Source organism: Actinotignum timonense, assembly GCF_030216305.1.
Classification (GTDB): domain Bacteria; phylum Actinomycetota; class Actinomycetes; order Actinomycetales; family Actinomycetaceae; genus Actinotignum; species Actinotignum timonense_A.
Genome location: NZ_JASOKT010000002.1, coordinates 1 through 13,336, shown reverse-complemented (window position 1 = coordinate 13,336; position 13,336 = coordinate 1). Strand labels below are relative to the sequence as shown.

Below are 13,336 nucleotides of genomic sequence, written 5' to 3'. Positions count from 1 at the left end.
ACAATGAAGAAAATATTTAAGGTGCTGGCTGCCGGCCTTGCCGCTGCGACCGTACTGAGCGGTTGCGGAGCCAAGAAAGACGCGCTCGCCCAGGTGGAAGAATCCGGAAAACTCAAAGTGGGTATCGAGGGCACCTTCGTGCCCTACGGCTACCATGACGAATCGGGCAAACTGGTGGGCTTTGAAGTAGAAATTGCCAAGCTCATCGCCCAAGATCTCGGCGTTGAACCCGAATTCGTTGAAACAAAATGGGATTCGCTCATTGCCGGTCTTGATACGGGCAAATATGACATCGTCATCAATAACATTAACCCGACCGAAGAACGCCGGCAGAAATACGATTTCACCAACCCTTACGCCATTTCTCGTTCCGAGATTCTGGTGAAAAAGGGCGCCGGTATTACCAAGTTGGAGGATCTGAAAGGCAAGAAGTGCGCCCAGACTCCCTCGTCCGACTACGGCCAGACTGCCGCCGCGGCCGGCGCCGAGATCGTACCCACCCAAGGTTTTTCAGAATCAACCCAGCTGGTCATTAACGGCCAGGCAGACTGCACGGTGAACGACGTGGTGACGGTTTCTGACTTCCTGAAGAAGACCACCGCTACCGGTCTGGACGGCATCAAAGTTCCCGGCGGCGAGCCGGTCCAGATTTCGGTCATGCTAGCCAAGGGCTCCGATCCCCTCAAGGACAAACTGAACGAATCTATTGCCAAGGGCCTCAGCAATGGCTCGTACGCACAGATCTTCGAAAAGTACATCGGCGAAGATATTTCGCCTAACTAAGCCCATATAAAAGGTACGTCATGAATACGATCACGCTATGGCTCGAGTCTTTTCCGCAACTCTTAGAAGCCACGTTAAAAGTTACGATTCCGCTTTCGCTCATTTCTTTCGCGATTGCGCTCGTGTTGGGCATCATCACCGCCCAGCTGCGGCTATCGAAGAGTCGGATAGCTCGGGCCATAGCGTGGTTCTATGTCTGGATTTTCCGCGGCACCCCGCTCCTCGTACAGCTATTTATCGTCTTTTTCGGGCTTCCCAAGGTTGGCATCACGCTATCGGCCTGGCTCGCCGCGATCATCACTTTTTCGCTCAATACCGGCGCGTATATTTCCGAGGGAATCCGCGGGGCTCAGCTCTCCATCCCTTCCGGCCAGTGGGAGGCCGCATCCACCTTGCGGCTCACGCATTGGCAAACACTGCGGCACGTTATTGGCCCGCAGATCTGGAGGATCGCGCTTCCTTCTATCAGTAACGAGTTCGTGAACCTGGTGAAATCGACTTCGCTGGCATCCGTTATCACTATTTCCGATGTTTTCCAGATCGGCCAGCAGATCACCGCGCGCGTCTATGAGCCCCTGGTACTTTACGTTGAAGTTGCGGCGATTTACCTCGCTATCTGCACGCTGCTGACCTGGCTGCAGGCATACCTGGAAAAGAAAACCTCCAAGCACGTGGTGAAAAATGATTGAGATTAAAGACCTAGCTAAAACATTCGGCACTGATATCCACGCCTTAGCGGGCGTCACCGCGAGCTTTTCTCCCGGCAAGACCACCGTGATCGTGGGCCCATCCGGTTCCGGTAAATCCACGCTGCTGCGCACGTTGAACCTGCTGGAGATCCCCAATTCCGGGAGCATCCGGGTTGAGGATTTCTTGCTCACCTTCCCCGCGCAGGTCACACGCACCGATAAAGAAAAAATCCGTTCGCATTCCGCCATGGTTTTCCAGGGTTTTCACCTGTTCCCGCACCTGACCGTCCGCGAGAACGTTGAACTTGCGCCACGACTGCACGGAAAAGACCCGAAAGCCGCGCGTGCCGACAGCGACGCTTTGCTTGAGCGAGTTGGCCTCAGTGCGAAAACAGATGCTTATCCTGCCGAGCTTTCTGGCGGCCAGGCCCAGCGAGCGGCAATCGCCCGCGCGCTAGCGATGCGCCCGAAGTATCTGCTCTGCGACGAACCAACCTCAGCGCTGGATCCGGAGCTCGCGGCCGAAGTGTCCAAGGTTTTATCCGAACTGGCCCGCCAGGGTCAGGGCTTGATCGTGGTGAGCCACGATATGAATTTCACCAGGCGCGTGGCAGACCAGGTGGTTTTCTTGGACGCGGGCCACATCCAATACGAGGGCGCCCCGGAAGATTTCTTCACCTCGAACAACGAGCGCATCGTGAAATTCCTATCGGTGTACGACCCGTCAGAAAACTTGTAGGAGCGCGGCGCGGCGGGGCTTGCGGCACCGGGCGGTTTCTGGCGCGGCGCGGGTTGCGGTGATAGCCAAGCGGGCACGCGGCGCGGCAGGCGCGGCGTCGTCGTACTAATATCGCGCGCACCCGCGCGCGCTCCTAGGCGTTATCCGCCTCCCATTCGCCGAAAGTGCGGCCGTCTTCCGCGAGCCATTCGCGCCGGCCGTTCGAAGAGCGCCCCAGGATCACCGCGGCCGCGGTGGAAGGTGAACCGAAAGCAATATCGCGGGTGAGAACCGCGGCGCTGCCGGAAATTTTTATGGAACCATCGTCGACGAGCTTGTGATGCAGCGCGGCGTAGCTGGTGTAGGAACGGAGCGTCGATTCGGAAGCGCCGCGCAGCTGCCATTCGGCGACGACGCGCGAACCTTTGAGAACGAAATACTCGCCATCCACCAGCTGCATCGTGGCATCCACCCCTTTATTAGCCTGGCGCAGGTGGAATAGCGCGGACGTGGACGCGGGCGTTTCGGGAGCGGGAGCAGCGGGAATCGTGGAACGCGAACGCAGCACATTCACGCCGAGAATCGGAAGAATGACCTTAACATTATCCAGGAAGGATTCCGCCGAGGCCTGCTGCCCCTCCGACAGCTTGCGCAGCCGCGGGACCTGCTTATTATCGGGCATGGAGCAGCGCTCGGCGGCCTGGGCAATATCCACGAGGCGCGACTCCAGGTAGCCCCAATGCCCCTCGTTGAAAGATTTTTGCATGCTGCCGATAATGACGACCCGGTTCCACTGCGGTTTGCGCTGGTCGTGGGTGCGCAGGCGCTCGCTGAAATTTTCGGTTTTGCCGATGTAGCACCAGGTGTTGTCGATGGCGTCCGGGTCTGCGCCGAGGAGGAGGTAGACGCCGTTGCCGTGGGCGTCCTCGCGGTGCAGCAGTTCCGATAACTGGTCGCGGCGTGCAGATACGACGACGCCCGTCCAGTCGGCGATGCTTGCCGTCATGATCCCGCCGGGCGTGCCATCCACCAAGAACAGCTCAATCGCTTTGCCGCGTACCATGCCACCAGTGCCTTTCCGTGGGTTCCACTTGGAGTTTGCCTAGAGGTAACTGCGTTCCGCGCCTAGGTTCTCCCGATTTGCCAATGCTCCTCTCAGATTCTATGCGAGAGAGAAGCCTGCGGGGCTGGAGACGGCCGGGGTTCGTTATTCACGCAGCCTTCGCAGACCCATGATGCCCGCGCCCATAAGGGTGCAGGCGAACGCAGCCAAGGGCAGGGTAACCGAGCCGGTATGGGCCAAGCTCTTGCCGGTGCCGCCTGTATTACGCGGGTGGTTCGGGGTGGGCGTGGGACTCGGCGTCGACGTGGAGCTCGGTAAGGGAATGAGTAGAGCCGACGGCGGAGTACTCACACCCGACGTTGGCATCGGATCAGGAGTGGGTGTCTCTCCACCTTCTTGATCTTTCTCGGGTTCGGCAGGCTCGGGCTTATCAACATCTGGAGGTGGGCACATCGCATCGCCACTCAGCACCGTCGAGGCAATCACGTCTTCCGTATCCTGAGTTCGCGTAACTATCGATACTTTAGTTCCCGCAGTCAACTTATCGCTTGGAACGTTGAGGTTGAGGTCCTCAAAGGTTGTTGGTTCACCGTAGTAGTTATCATCGATTTTGAGCTGGTACTTAGGGACGTGGTTTTCTACAGCCAAAGTGGTAGTTCCAACATTTTGCCAGCGCCCCCAGCGCGTCTCGCGCGCGAGGTACGTTATCCTTATCGGCTTGCCAGCTTCGGCATCGCTCGTTAGGTCAAGCTCACCATCACAATTGAAGTCATGCGGTATACCCAGAGAAACTTTGGGATTCCCCTCCTCATCTCTGGCGGCTGGTTTCGGGCGCCACTTACAGTTATAGGTGTCATTGATGCGCAGTTTCAGAAAGGGTGCCCAGAAGCCAGGCGTGCCGTGCTCATCCGTGAGAACGACCTTCATAGAGAATTTGAGACGGTACTTCCGTTTCGTTTCCGTAACACTAAGCCTGGTTGCGCCATTATCGCAATCCGAATGGATGCTCATGTGTGAGGATTTCTCGAGCAGCGCCGTGCCATTTTCCAGTCGCTCATTAATCCCCAGACCAAAGGCTACCGGGGTGACCATACTCAAAGAGAGAAAGGCGACGGCAACTCCCGCGAGTGATCGGAGCAAGGCTTTCTTCATTCATTCACCCCATTTCCAGGACAAATAATGGTTCATTCACATCTCACGTGCCGTCCCGCGCCTCGCAGTGGGTGGCAGTGTGGAATGAGCGGTAGTTTCACACATCCAGTGAGCAGCAGGGACGCGGGCTCGACACCTAAATCGTTTCACATGTTAACACGCAAACATGCTTAGTTTTGGGACTAAATAACGTGATATAAGGGCGATATATTTCCAATCTTTTTATAGTTGATTTTCGCCGGATCCCTTGACGACCCTGCGGGTCACTGTAGCATTTTTAGCGACCCCGAAAGTGCTGCAACCTGCATGGATACGTTCTAGCGCATTGACCTTTATAGCAAGACCCTCGATTGATTTCCGGACGGTAAAAGGTGCAGATATTTCGGTGTGACGAATTTACCACCGCCAATGGTCAGCCACGAAGGATGCAATCTGACGAAACTGAATGAAAACTGTAGGAGCAGTCAGAAGCTTCATTAAGGAGCCTGATAAACACCTTGGGAAGCACCTCGCCAACCAGCTTTCGAAAGCAACCCATCCAACTCTTCTCGGTTGGGCTACTTTTCGACCGTTGGCCCTGGGCTACTTTTCGACCGCCACTAACGCATCGATCCGACTTGCACAACAGAAACGGTCCAACTTGCACAACAGAAACCGTCCAACTTGCACAACAGCGTGTTAACATGTGATAACGAGAGTGAAAGGAGGGTATCCACATGGGCGATTCTTCAACCCCTCCAGCCTATTTACCTCGGGTAGCCGACAGTCTCCTGGCACGAAAGCTCAAAGTAGCTGGAGCTGTACATATCCAAGGCCCGAAGTGGTGCGGCAAAACCGCTACCGCACAACAGGCAGCGGCGAGCGCTATCTACTTGCAAGACCCGGATCGTTCCGCTGATTACCTTCAACTTGCTTTCTCAAAACCGTCCCTCCTTCTGGAAGGTGAAAGCCCGCGCCTGATTGATGAATGGCAGATGGCTCCCCAGCTCTGGGATGCAGTGCGCTACGCCATCGATAGGGAGCATGGCCGCGGCAGATTTATTTTGACGGGCTCTTCGACGCCGCGCCAATCTGAGATGCCAAGTCACTCGGGTGTTGGAAGATTCGCGCGGATCACTATGCGCACCATGTCCCTGTGGGAAACGCGGGAATCAAGCGGCGCGGTTTCTCTTACCGAGCTTTTTGACGGCCGGCACGATATCGGTGCTTTAGTCAATTTCGATATTGAGCGAATTGCTTTCGCAATTTGCCGGGGCGGTTGGCCCGAAGCCGTCACCGAAAAAGACGAAGGCACCGCCCTTGATATGGCGAAGGAGTATATCCAGCTTCTCTTAGACACCGATATTGCGCAGATCGACGGAATTAACAGAAACCGCACCTGGGCTCAGGCAATTTTGCGTTCCTACGCCCGCAATGTTTCTTCTCAGGCGACGCTGGCTACCATCGCGCAGGATATGCAGGGAGAACCGCCCGCGCGCAATACCGTTTCTGATTATGTGGATGCTTTAAATAGGGCCTTTGTATTCGAAGATTTACCCGCGTGGAATCCGCGCCTGCGCTCGAAAACGGCAGTTCGCACCAGCTCAACGCGCCATTTCTGCGATCCATCGCTGGCCGCCGTTATGCTCAATGCCACCCCGAAGCGACTTTTGACCGATTGGGAAACTTTCGGGCTTCTTTTTGAATCTCTGTGCGTGCACGATCTACGGGTTTATGTTGATGCCTTGGGTGGCCAGGTCTACCACTATCGCGATAAAACAGGTTTAGAGGCCGACGCCGTCCTGGTCTTAGATGATGGGCGCTGGGCCTTGGTTGAGGTGAAACTAGGGGAACAGTCAATCGACCAAGCTGCCGAGCATCTTAAGAAGCTCGCGCAACGGATCAACACCGCCCACGAGGGTGAACCCGCATTCTTGCTTGTGGTCACCGGAACTCAAGTGGCTTATCAACGTGACGACGGCGTGCTGGTGGTTCCCTTGGCAGCGCTTAAGCCTTAGCGAGCGTTTGCTCTAGCCCAGCGGTGATGCGCAACGGTAAAGTGCGCAATGATGGGGAGGTGAGATGTGAACGAGCGTAACCGCGGGCATCGGTCGTCATCCCCACCGAGAATCACGCCCCTCGTGAAGTGTTTAGCGCTCATAGGCTGTTCTCAGCTTGTTGCCGTCGGGTTGTTTTACTGCGTAGCGGAAACGAATGCGGCTACTGCTTCTTTTGCATCAGTGTTGGAAATGAGCTTCCTGACGATATTGGCCAGCTTCTTCCTCAGGAACGGCGTCATCACTGCTCTGGTAGTAGCTTGCATGTTGCTCACGCTCATATCTCTCGCCCTCATTGGAGTACTTGTGCGTAAGCACGGACTGTCCCTCGTCGCTACGCTTTCCAGCATCACTCTGGGCTTGTTGTTGTATTTCCCAACCGCCGGTGGTGCGCTATTTCCGCACGCGCTCAAGATGCCGGCAATATCTTTTGGGCTACTTCTGCTTTTCTCGGTTCCCCTCGCAGTGGTCATCTGCGGGCGGCTGATTCATAAACACTACTCACACACAAACAATTAGGCACTCTCGACAGTCAACAACTTTTTCCATTGGTTCTCCTATAGCTTTGAACCAGTTTGCATTCAGGAAAGGCACCGAAATCACTGTACCCATCGGCTAGCAGGCAGCCAGTTTCTTCCACTTGCGAATCTTGGTGCGAAACGTGGTAAACGGGGCGACCGTGTTGATATGCACCCACTTCCACACCGGCCACGCCGACGGCGTGGAAGACGCCCACGCCCGCTGCCCAGACTCAAACAACTCCGCTTCAGTTAGACCGCCCACCATCTGGACCACCTCACCGAGCAAGGTCCCGAACTGGTCAATCAACTCTTCAGCAGGTTCATGTTCCCAGCGCTGATAAAACGACTCGTACAAGCCACCCAGCTGATTCCATTTATAGCCAGCTGCCGGAGTCACTACCTCAAGACCGGATTGCTCGTCACGTTCCCAGCCAAGCAGTAATTCCATCCAGCCGACCTGGTAGGCGATCATCTGCCGGGGCGTGCGATCAACACCATCAACCAGCTGATCCCAACCATCGTCAGGAACATCGGCGAACTCGCCGAGAAATAGACTGCCGCGCTCAGCGATCTCCACCTGCAGCTCAGTGCCAGATTCATATGATCTCACCGCACACCTCCTTGTGAAGCAGCGTTATTTTCACGCTCCGCTAGAGCATTAAACCATGAACCTATGCCTGATTACGAGAAATGCGACACCCGCTAACGCAAACGCAGACTTATTAAATCCGACGTAAAAGTTGGAGCCACCTGAGAGAATCGAACTCTCGACCTATTCATTACGAGTGAATCGCTCTGCCGACTGAGCTAAGGTGGCACGCTACCCGCGGCTAGCCGCGTATGCGGCCAGTTCACAAGGCAACAGATGCATACTACCCGGCCGGCGCACGGGCACGCAAACCCCGGCGCCGTGAGCTAGCGAACGTTGAAGGCGGGGTAGGGCAACCGGGCGGCAGGCGCGGCGTCGTCGTAAAAAGAAAGGAAAGAAAAGTGTTGCTCCCCGGGGCGAGAGTCACATGAACTCGCCTCGGGGAGCAACATGGGGATTACAACATCCCCAGATGAGCACACCGACCACCACAACCGGCGGCTCAGGCCTATAAAGTTTTTGACAATCAGCCCTGCTTGAAAGCCTATTCAAGAATGGCCGCGTCAGCACATACAAGCATAACGCCCCGGCGCTAAGGGAGCAAAGAATTGCGTTCCCTATTTATGTGTACAACTTCACTACGGGACCGTAACTTCGTGAAATTTGCAGCAATTCCATGTTGGCCTGGGACGATAGGCCGATATCAAGCGCACGCCCCGGCCCGCGCAGCCCGGCATTCACGCACCTCACTCACCCCGCCGGCCGCTCGCCGCGAATCGCGCGCTCACCACGCTAACGCGCCGGGCAATTGAGGTTCTCCGGGACGGCTCCGGTGAGGTAAAACTGGCGAATCGGATCATCGATGCACCGGCCCGCGGTCCCGAAAGCGGTATGCCCATCACCTTCCCAGGTCACCAGCACGCCGGATTCTAAATCCTCAGCGAGGGACTTCGCCCAAGCCTGCGGGGTAGCCGGGTCATACTTGGTGCCGATCACGATAATGGGTGCCGCACCGGCCGCGCGGAAGGGCCCCGGATTCTCCTTCGCCTGGGTGGGCCACACCTGGCACAGATCCGAACCCGCGTAAGCATCCCCGAGCAGCGGGCCGCCCTTGGTAGCACGGGAGGCTTCCTCCAGTTCCGCATCCGTGGCGGGCCGGTAATCCGCACAATTAATAGCCCAATTCGCTTCCGTGGAATTATCCAGGAAATGCCCGTCGCTCGGATCGCGGTTCTGCCCGGTCAGGGCGATGAGCTGGAGAACCGTTCCCTTATTCTGCTTATCGACCTCCGAAATTCCCTCCATGAGCACCGGCCACAGCATCTTGCTGTAGAACGGAATAGTGAAAGCCGATAGCGCCTGCGCGCCGGTAAGCGGCATATTCGGATTCCCGGTGGGGATCGGGGTGGCGGTTGCGGCGTCGATAATACCGCGCATATGCGCGATACTCTCATCCACGCTCCCCTTCAACGGGCAGCGCGAACCCTGTTCCTGCTGGCACCATTCCACGAAACGGCGCGCGGATTCTTCGAAACCACGCGTTTGATCGGTGGCAAGGCGGGCCGTACCCAAGGTGGTGTCGACGGCGCCGTCGAGCACCATACGCCCCACGTGAGCAGGGAAAAGATCCGCATACTGCGCGCCCAGGAACGTGCCGTACGAATAGCCCAGGTAGTTGAGCGAGCGGTCCCCCACCAGGTGGCGCAACACATCGAGATCCTGCGCCGCCGAACGGGTATCCACGTACTTGAGATACTCGCCGTTTTTCTCCTTGCAGCGTTCAGCCACCCGCCGCGCATCCGCGGCCTCTTTCGCGCCCGCCTCCGGATCGGAATCCGGGTAGGTGGTATCCACGAGCTGCTGCAATTCCGCATCCGTGAAACAGGTTATCGGGGTGGATTCGCCCACCCCGCGCGGGTCAAAACCGATGACATTATATTTTTCGACAACATCCTTGCCCAGAGAAATCGAGGCTGTGGGGAGCAAATCAAGACCCGAACCCCCAGGGCCACCAGGATTAATAAAAATAGAGCCGACGGCGCTGCCACTCGCCTCTTGTTTCCGCATCGATAATTCGATGGTCGCCCCTTCCGGGTCCTCATAATTCATGGGAACCTGGACGCGAGCGCATTGATCTTTGCCGCAAGAAGTCCATTCCACCCGCTGCTCATAGAACCGGGCGAGCTGCGCCGGATATTCGGGCAACCCGCCGGTGGAGGTATTGCCGGTGCCGCCACGCACCAGGGCATTATTGGCACACCCGGAGACTAAAAACAGCACGGCGCCGAGAGCAGCAAGAGTTCTTTTCACGTGTCTAGCGTACGGGAGCAAGCTGGTAATAGGCAGGAGGCCGCCATAATTTCGCTAGCCGTGCAATTACTGCATTTTCGCGTCTCGGGCATTGCGCGGGCGGTCACCCTCTGACAGACTGAATGTGACGCTCACTACACATATTGAGAATGTCGCGTCCACGCCCCAACCTGCGTGCCCACGTAAAGGAGGAAGAATGAAGGCTATTCGCTACTACGGCAAGGAAGACGTCCGGCTTGAGGATATTCCTGAACCTGAACTCCGGCCGGGAACCGTGAAGATTTCCCTGGCGTACAACGGTATTTGCGGCTCTGATCTGCACCTGTACTTCGATGGAGTCATGCCACCGGCTCCCTCGGCTGATGAACCCCACCCCATTTCCGGAGAAACTCTTCCGGTGGTTTTCGGCCACGAATTCTCCGGAACTGTGGATGAAGTCGGCGAAGGTGTCACCAAGGTCAAGGCCGGTGACCGCGTTGCCGTGGAACCCTTTATGGTGTGCGGGGAATGCCCGGCCTGTAAGAAGGGCATGTACAACCTCTGCGAAAAAATGGGATTCATTGGGATTTCCGGGCGCGGGGGCGGCCTGGCTGAAAAGATCGTGGTGGAGGAACGCTGGGTTCATAACGTTGGCGATATTCCGCTTGATCAGGCCGCTCTTATCGAGCCGCTTTCCGTTGGCCATCACGCGGTTGCACATGCCGGCGCCGCTTTCGGCAAGGCTGAAGACAAGGTGGCCGTGGTGGGCGGGGCCGGTCCGATTGGGCTGCTCACCGCCGCGGTCCTCAAGGCTTACGGTGTGAAAACCATCGTGTCCGAACCTTCCGAAATTCGCCGTAACAAGCTCAAGGAAGTGGGGGTTGCCGATCTGATCGTCAACCCGGCGGAAGAGGATCTGCTGGAGAAGGTGAAGGAATTTACCGACGGCGTGCTCGCGGACTTCGCTTTCGATTGCGCCGGGATTTCCGCGGTGGCCGATCAGCTTCTCAGCGTGCTCACCACCGGCGGGCACCTCGAAGTGGTGGCCCTGCACGTCCATCCCTTCGAGCTGGATCTTATGGGTGCCATTATGATGCCCGAACGCTCCATCAGCGCGTGCATTGGCTACTGCAATGATCACGAACCATCCATCAAGCTGGTGCAGGAAGGCAAGGTCAACCTGGAGCCGCTCATCACCTCGAAGATCACCGCTGATCGCATCGTCGAGGATGGCTACAAGCGCCTGCAGGGCAACCCGGGCGAAGTGAAGATCCTTGTTTCGATGAAGTAGTTCGATGGGGTAAGGAGTAGCGCGAGCTAGCGAACGAACGCTAGCGCGCGAGCCGGCGAACGCTAGCGCGAACTAACGGGCCGGTACGGAAGCACATCCCCAAAGGAAGGTTTCTGCCGGCCCGTTAGTGCGCCCGAGATAGTTACGCCAGAATCGGCGAAGCCAGGTCGATAAACATCGCTTCGAGGGCGAGCTGCGGAGCAACATTCGCGGCCAGCCGGCGCCGCGCCTGCGCCACCGCGTCCATGCGCGCCACCGAGAGCTCCGGGGTGGAGGCCGCCGCGGCCGCGATAATCTGCGTTTCGAAATCGGCGTTAATAAGTTCGACGCCGGCATCGACCTGCACCGCCAGCACATCACGATAGAGCGCCAGCACATCAAGCATGGCCCGATCCAGGTAGTCGCGGTCCTCCCGCACCGCCCGCTTTTTCCGCTGTTCCTCAAAAGCGCGTATCTGGGCGCGTTGCGAAGCCGAACCGCTCTCCCGCTCCCCCAACCCAATACTGGCCCGGAATTCCGCGAGCTCGGTATCGGTTTCGGTATCAGCTGCCACCTTCGTGCCCTTTTTCGCTCCGGTACCGGAGTGCGCGGATTTCGACGCGGTATTTTTCGACGCCGCACCCGCGCTTGCCGGATAGTGATCGAGGAGATGCTGCGCGGCGAGCACCGCGTCGGCGGTCCCGCTCAGATCAAGAGTTTCCCGTAGCAGCGCGGCGCGTTCCGCCGCGACCTGCGGATCACGAAGTAGAGCGCGAGCCCGGCCAATATGGCATTGCGCAATACGGGCGGTCGCGCGGGCCGTACGCTCACCAACCTCGAATTCGCCGGCCAGGAGCTGGGCGACCGCTTCCACGCTCGGAACCTGGAGGGCCACGTGGCGGCACCGGGATCGAATCGTGGGGAGCATATCCTCCGGCGAAGCGGTAATCAGAATCCACACGGTATCGCGCGGGGGTTCCTCGATTGCTTTGAGGAGAACATTCGTGGTGCGTTCCAGCATGCGGTCCGCGTCTTCAATAATGATGATGCGGCGCCGACCCACCGAGGGGAACGTATAGGAAGATGCCACCAGCGAACGGGTTTCTTCCACCGAGATCGTCACCGAGCGCGGATCCATCCGGATCACATCGGGATGGGTGCCACCCAGCGTGGTGGTGCAGGCATGGCAGTGCCCGCAGCCGGGCACAGCTCCGGTGCATTGCACGGCAGCCGCGAAAGCGAGCGCGGCAACCGAGCGCCCCGAACCGGGCGGCCCGGTAACCAACCATGCTTGGGCCATTGCCGCGCTGCTAATATCCGCCGTCGTACTAGAAACCGGCGCAATACTAGAATCCGGCTCCGTTTCCACGGACGCTGCGGCGTTCGGACCGGTAGCACCCGCCGCGTCCATATCGGACGCAACCGCGGCCGGGCCGGGCAGCTCCGGGTCGCCGATCCGCGAGGCCCAGGCCGCCCGCTGCAAGAGCTCGGCAACCGGCTGCTGGCCGATAAGCGCGTCGAAAACGCTCATGATGCGTCTCCTGCGGCTTGCTGACACGCACCGCGGCCCTCAACGGCTTCCATGCTTTCCATGCTTGCCAGATTTTCCAGGCCTGCCAGCAGAGTTTCCACCCGCGCAATAATCTGAGCGGCCAACTCGGCAACAGTCTCGCGCGCATTGAGCACCAGGTAGCGCTGCGGATTATCCGCCGCGAGCGCGAGGAAATTTTCACGCACCGCCCGGTGGAACTCCCGGCCTTCCGCCTCGATACGGTCGTAGTGGCCGTCATCCGCGCGCGCTAAGCCTTCGTTTTCCGGGATGTCGAGGAGCACGGTGAGGTCCGGCCAGAGTTCTTCGGTGGCCCACTCGGATATCGCCCGGATTCCCGCGCCGAGCTCACGCGCCCCGCCCTGGTAGGCCAGGGAAGAATCAATATAGCGATCCGAGAGCACGACCGCCCCGGCCTCCAGACCCGGGCGAATAACGGAAGCGACGTGCTGGGCGCGATCCGCGGCGTAGAGGAGCGCCTCGGCGCGCGGGCTGACGGCGCCCCCGTGCAAAAGCAACTCCCGAATCTGGGTACCGAGCATGGTCCCCCCGGGCTCCCGGGTCTGCACAACCGTATACCCGCGCTCGGAAAGCGCCGCAGCAAGCAGCTGCAACTGGGTTGTTTTCCCAGCTCCATCCCCACCTTCAAAGGTAATGAACACCCCGCGCATTTATGC

The 13,336-nt window shown here is 58.2% G+C and carries 12 protein-coding genes and 1 tRNA gene; 5 read left to right on the top strand and 8 right to left on the bottom strand.

Features of this window, described 5'->3' with window-relative positions; translation table 11 throughout:
* The first annotated feature begins 3 nt into the window (after positions 1-3).
* The 3 genes from QP305_RS01830 to QP305_RS01820 are packed head-to-tail and all read left to right on the top strand — an operon-like array spanning position 4 to position 2,211.
* Entirely contained in the window at positions 4-783 is a 780-nt protein-coding gene (locus QP305_RS01830; protein ID WP_284903597.1) for a transporter substrate-binding domain-containing protein, read from the top strand.
* 20 nt (positions 784-803) lie between these two features.
* Positions 804-1,472 (top strand): amino acid ABC transporter permease, encoded by a 669-nt coding sequence (locus QP305_RS01825; RefSeq protein ID WP_026429043.1) that lies wholly within the window; start codon positions 804-806, stop codon positions 1,470-1,472.
* Positions 1,465-2,211 carry an amino acid ABC transporter ATP-binding protein gene (locus QP305_RS01820; protein ID WP_284903596.1) on the top strand — a complete coding sequence of 249 codons (747 nt, stop codon included), beginning with the start codon at positions 1,465-1,467 and terminating at the stop codon, positions 2,209-2,211. The genes QP305_RS01825 and QP305_RS01820 overlap by 8 nt, the downstream gene beginning before the upstream one ends.
* A 133-nt stretch (positions 2,212-2,344) precedes the next feature.
* Here the strand turns inward: QP305_RS01820 and QP305_RS01815 are convergent, their stop codons facing one another.
* Together QP305_RS01815 and QP305_RS01810 are read right to left on the bottom strand one after the other, a co-directional pair.
* Positions 2,345-3,253, bottom strand: a complete 909-nt coding sequence (locus QP305_RS01815) for a GIY-YIG nuclease family protein (protein ID WP_284903595.1) — start codon at positions 3,251-3,253, stop codon at positions 2,345-2,347.
* 144 nt (positions 3,254-3,397) lie between these two features.
* Positions 3,398-4,405, bottom strand: coding sequence for a hypothetical protein (locus tag QP305_RS01810; RefSeq protein ID WP_284903594.1), 1,008 nt, complete (start codon positions 4,403-4,405; stop codon positions 3,398-3,400).
* A gap of 716 nt (positions 4,406-5,121) precedes the next feature.
* Between QP305_RS01810 and QP305_RS01805 the strand changes: the two genes are divergently transcribed.
* Positions 5,122-6,402: an ATP-binding protein gene (locus QP305_RS01805; protein WP_284903593.1), complete on the top strand. Its 1,281-nt coding sequence runs from the start codon at positions 5,122-5,124 to the stop codon at positions 6,400-6,402.
* Positions 6,403-6,578: 176 nt separating this feature from the next.
* Here QP305_RS01805 and QP305_RS01800 read toward each other — a convergent pair whose 3' ends face one another.
* From QP305_RS01800 to QP305_RS01785, 4 genes are all read right to left on the bottom strand, one after another.
* Positions 6,579-6,722, bottom strand: a complete 144-nt coding sequence (locus QP305_RS01800; RefSeq protein WP_284903592.1) for a hypothetical protein — start codon at positions 6,720-6,722, stop codon at positions 6,579-6,581.
* A 334-nt stretch (positions 6,723-7,056) separates the two neighbouring features.
* Complete coding sequence (locus tag QP305_RS01795; RefSeq protein ID WP_284903591.1) at positions 7,057-7,572, bottom strand: ClbS/DfsB family four-helix bundle protein; 516 nt, start codon at positions 7,570-7,572, stop codon at positions 7,057-7,059.
* A gap of 131 nt (positions 7,573-7,703) precedes the next feature.
* Positions 7,704-7,779 (bottom strand) — tRNA-Thr (locus tag QP305_RS01790).
* Between the two features lie 564 nt (positions 7,780-8,343).
* Positions 8,344-9,861, bottom strand: coding sequence for an alpha/beta hydrolase (locus QP305_RS01785; protein ID WP_284903590.1), 1,518 nt, complete (start codon positions 9,859-9,861; stop codon positions 8,344-8,346).
* Between the two features lie 196 nt (positions 9,862-10,057).
* Here QP305_RS01785 and QP305_RS01780 point away from each other — a divergent pair, with 196 nt between their 5' ends.
* Entirely contained in the window at positions 10,058-11,131 is a 1,074-nt protein-coding gene (locus tag QP305_RS01780; RefSeq protein ID WP_284903589.1) for a 2,3-butanediol dehydrogenase, read from the top strand.
* Positions 11,132-11,273: 142 nt separating this feature from the next.
* Here QP305_RS01780 and QP305_RS01775 read toward each other — a convergent pair whose 3' ends face one another.
* Positions 11,274-12,641 (bottom strand): DNA polymerase III subunit delta', encoded by a 1,368-nt coding sequence (locus QP305_RS01775; RefSeq protein ID WP_284903588.1) that lies wholly within the window; start codon positions 12,639-12,641, stop codon positions 11,274-11,276.
* Positions 12,638-13,330 (bottom strand): dTMP kinase, encoded by a 693-nt coding sequence (tmk, locus tag QP305_RS01770; protein WP_284903586.1) that lies wholly within the window; start codon positions 13,328-13,330, stop codon positions 12,638-12,640. Before tmk ends, QP305_RS01775 begins: the two co-directional genes overlap by 4 nt.
* Between the last annotated feature and the right edge of the window lie 6 nt (positions 13,331-13,336).

What these genes read in the sequence shown, in the direction of transcription:
- QP305_RS01830 (WP_284903597.1), top strand. Translation starts at nt 4, where the DNA reads ATGAAGAAAATATTTAAGGTGCTGGCTGCCGGCCTTGCCGCTGCGACC.
- QP305_RS01825 (WP_026429043.1), top strand. Translation starts at nt 804, where the DNA reads ATGAATACGATCACGCTATGGCTCGAGTCTTTTCCGCAACTCTTAGAA.
- QP305_RS01820 (WP_284903596.1), top strand. Translation starts at nt 1,465, where the DNA reads ATGATTGAGATTAAAGACCTAGCTAAAACATTCGGCACTGATATCCAC.
- QP305_RS01815 (WP_284903595.1), bottom strand. Translation starts at nt 3,253, where the DNA reads ATGGTACGCGGCAAAGCGATTGAGCTGTTCTTGGTGGATGGCACGCCC.
- QP305_RS01810 (WP_284903594.1), bottom strand. Translation starts at nt 4,405, where the DNA reads ATGAAGAAAGCCTTGCTCCGATCACTCGCGGGAGTTGCCGTCGCCTTT.
- QP305_RS01805 (WP_284903593.1), top strand. Translation starts at nt 5,122, where the DNA reads ATGGGCGATTCTTCAACCCCTCCAGCCTATTTACCTCGGGTAGCCGAC.
- QP305_RS01800 (WP_284903592.1), bottom strand. Translation starts at nt 6,722, where the DNA reads ATGAGCGTGAGCAACATGCAAGCTACTACCAGAGCAGTGATGACGCCG.
- QP305_RS01780 (WP_284903589.1), top strand. Translation starts at nt 10,058, where the DNA reads ATGAAGGCTATTCGCTACTACGGCAAGGAAGACGTCCGGCTTGAGGAT.
- QP305_RS01775 (WP_284903588.1), bottom strand. Translation starts at nt 12,641, where the DNA reads ATGAGCGTTTTCGACGCGCTTATCGGCCAGCAGCCGGTTGCCGAGCTC.
- tmk (WP_284903586.1), bottom strand. Translation starts at nt 13,330, where the DNA reads ATGCGCGGGGTGTTCATTACCTTTGAAGGTGGGGATGGAGCTGGGAAA.